Source organism: Burkholderia sp. 4M9327F10 (genome assembly GCF_005503145.1).
Taxonomy (GTDB): Bacteria; Pseudomonadota; Gammaproteobacteria; order Burkholderiales; family Burkholderiaceae; genus Paraburkholderia.
Genome location: NZ_SCNV01000132.1, coordinates 1 through 3,069, shown reverse-complemented (window position 1 = coordinate 3,069; position 3,069 = coordinate 1). Strand labels below are relative to the sequence as shown.

3 protein-coding genes are annotated in these 3,069 nt (G+C 60.8%); all 3 read left to right on the top strand.

Features of this window, described 5'->3' with window-relative positions; genetic code table 11:
* The first annotated feature begins 444 nt into the window (after window positions 1-444).
* Complete coding sequence (gene imuA, locus FFS45_RS41325) at window positions 445-1,152, top strand: translesion DNA synthesis-associated protein ImuA (protein WP_137960334.1); 708 nt, start codon at window positions 445-447, stop codon at window positions 1,150-1,152.
* Window positions 1,082-2,563: a DNA polymerase Y family protein gene (locus tag FFS45_RS41320; RefSeq protein ID WP_171029909.1), complete on the top strand. Its 1,482-nt coding sequence runs from the start codon at window positions 1,082-1,084 to the stop codon at window positions 2,561-2,563. The genes imuA and FFS45_RS41320 overlap by 71 nt, the downstream gene beginning before the upstream one ends.
* A gap of 6 nt (window positions 2,564-2,569) precedes the next feature.
* Window positions 2,570-3,069 (top strand): PHP domain-containing protein (locus FFS45_RS41315; RefSeq protein WP_137960333.1); only part of this gene is annotated, 500 nt, incomplete at its 3' end.

Below are 3,069 nucleotides of genomic sequence, written 5' to 3'. Positions count from 1 at the left end.
CCCTTCCCATCCCGAACAGGACCGTGAAACGACTCCACGCCGATGATAGTGCGGATTACCCGTGTGAAAGTAGGTAATCGTCAGGCTCCCTAGCAGCAACAGAAACCCCACCCAAACCGGTGGGGTTTCTGCGTTTACGCGTCCGGAAAACGCACCAACGCGCTTCGCCTCATCACATCCCTCGCAAACACGACAACCTGTTGTCACATCCCTGCGCAGGCGGCATCACCCCAAACGCTGGCAGTATCCCCGTCCAGTCCTAACCAGCCCAGATCGAACCCCGCACTTCAGTTCTCGGCCTCTACCCAATTCCTCTCAAGAAACTGTATAAATTCACAGTGCCTCAGCATTTGCAGTCGATCATCATCATCCTAAAAGTGCCAGTTCACATCTAGGAATTTCCGTGTAGGATACTGTATATATATACAGGTTTTCCCGCACCCAATGTCAACCATCGTTACCAGCGCTGAAGAGATTCATCCGTCGCTCTGGCGAGCCTCACAACTTGCGCACGGGCGTGGATGTACGGTGGATACAGGCTATCCGGCGCTTTCAACCGAGTTGCCCGATGGCGGCTGGCCACTAGGGGCGCTGATCGATTTGCTGGTTCAGCAGGCAGGCGTGGGAGAGATGCGGCTTTTGCGTCCTGCGCTTAGTTCACTCGGTGAGCGGCCCATCGCGCTGGTTCAGCCACCGCATATTCCTGATGGGCTAGGACTGGGATATATCGGGCTATCGCTCAATCGCCTGCTGCAAATCAAGTCTCCCCAAACCGCTGACGCCCTGTGGTCGGCCGAGCAGATTCTGCGTGCCGGCAGTTGTGGGGCGCTGATTTTGTGGGCACAACACGCGAAGTCGTCATCGTTGCGGCGTCTGCATCTGGCTGCGCAGTCATCCGAGACACTGTTCATCATGGTCAGGCCGCTCACGGCGGCTCAGGATTCATCACCGGCCTTACTGCGGCTGGCTTTACGACCCGCGGCGGAAGGCCTGATGGTCGATATTGTGAAGCGACGAGGTCCAACACGCGCGGAGCCCCTGTCGATTTCTCTCCAACCCACTCCAGTTTTGCTTTCCCGTCATGCGCGTCTTTCTCGCCGTCCACTTGCCGAAGTTATCCCTCGAAGTCTTCCGGCCGAGGTGGCTGTCTGAGCCGGCGCACGGCAGTGTCGTGCTCGAGAAAGACAAGGTGGTGATTGCAGACCGCGCGGCATATGAGGCGGGGGTGCTGTTAGGCATGAAGCGCGGTGGTGTGCTGACGCTATCGCCGGAAACTGCGATGTACGAACGCGACATTGCGCGCGAAGCCGCAGCACAACGGGAAGTCGGTATGGCGTTGATGAAGTTTTCACCTGATGTCGCATTGCTCAATGAGGCAACGGTCATCGTCGAGATCGGCGCAAGCTTACGGCTTTTCGGCGGTCTGCTGTCGCTGTGCCGGCAAGCCAGGGCAATGCTCGATACTTTCGGGCTGACCGCGCGCATCAGTGCAGCGCCAACCGGGCAGGGCGCATGGCTGCTAGCGCAGTACGGACGGGAGCAGGGGGCGCACAGAGTCTTGCAGCTCGCCTCGCTCGAGCGCGTGTTGCTACCGCTGCCGATGCTCGCTGTACCGGAGATCCGTCCGTTCGCAGACTGGTTTGCCGGCCTGGGCTGCGAGACGATCGCCGACGTGCGCCGCTTGCCACGCGCAGGTTTGCAGCGCCGCTGCGGTGAACATCTGCTGGATTCGCTGGACCGCGCCTTCGGCACGGCCCCCGAGTTGTTCGACTGGCTAGCATTGCCGCCCACGTTTTCTGCGCGCATCGAATTGCCTGACCGGCTCGAACATGCGGATGGCGCAGTGTTTGCCGCGCATCGTCTGATCGTGCAGTTGTGCGGCTGGCTGTGCGCGAAGCAACTGGCGGTCACCGCGATCACGCTGTCCATCGAACACGAGCGCGGCAGACAGGCGCTCCCGCCGACACAGATCGAAATCGCACTCGGTGAGCCGGCATGGCGCGAAGACCATCTGCTGCGCCTCGCGAAGGAGCGGTTGCATCGCGTGGAGCTTGTTGCGCCTGCTATTGCGCTGCGGCTCGACGCATCGAAGGTGGAGTCGGCCGTGCCCGAGACGGACAGTCTGTTTCCCGAGCCCGGCGGCTCGCCGGAAGAGCACGCGCGCCTGATCGAATTGCTGATCGCGCGTCTTGGCGACGAGAACGTACTGCGTCCTGCGCCGACCGCGGATTATAGGCCGGAGGTCGCGAACCGCTGGGTGCCGGTCAGCGAGGTGGCAAAGGATATTGCGCTGCCCAACAGTTTGCCGCGGCCGACATGGATGCTGGCCACGCCCTTGCGTCTCTTGATGCGTCAGCATCGGCCGTTCTATGGTTCGTCGCTGCGGATGATGTCGCCGGCCGAGCGCATCGAAGCCGGCTGGTTCGATGGCGAACTCGTCACGCGTGATTACTTCGTCGCGCAAGCTGACGACCGCAGTTGCTACTGGATCTACCGCGAGCGTATCAGCAGCCGCGATGCCGAAGAGACACAACGCTGGTTTCTTCACGGCCTGTTCGGATGATGCGCAATGGACTCGACCTTCACTGCGCTGCCGGCGTATGCCGAGTTGTTCTGCTTCTCCAACTTCACGTTCCTGCATGGCGCGTCGCATGCGGAGGAGCTCGTCGAGCGCGCAGCGCAGCTAGGTTACGCGGGACTGGCCGTGACGGATGAATGTTCGCTCGCGGGGGTTGTGCGCGCGCATGTCGCGGCGAAGAAAGCAGAGTTGCCGCTTGTCATCGGTTCTTATTTTCAGTTGCGCAATGCCGATAGCTCGCCCGCGTTCGGATTGATTCTGCTTGCGCAGAACCGTGAGGGCTACGGCAACCTGTCTGAACTGATTACGCTGGCGCGGACCCGTGCGCCGAAGGGTGAATACAGGCTGACGCCACACGATCTGTCACGGCCCGATCGCGACAATGCGCATCTGCGTGGCATGCCTGATTGCCTCGCGATTCTGGTGCCGGTATTTCCAGCCAGAGAAGAGGCGCTCGAAGCGCAAATCGAATGGCTCGACGAGACTTTTCC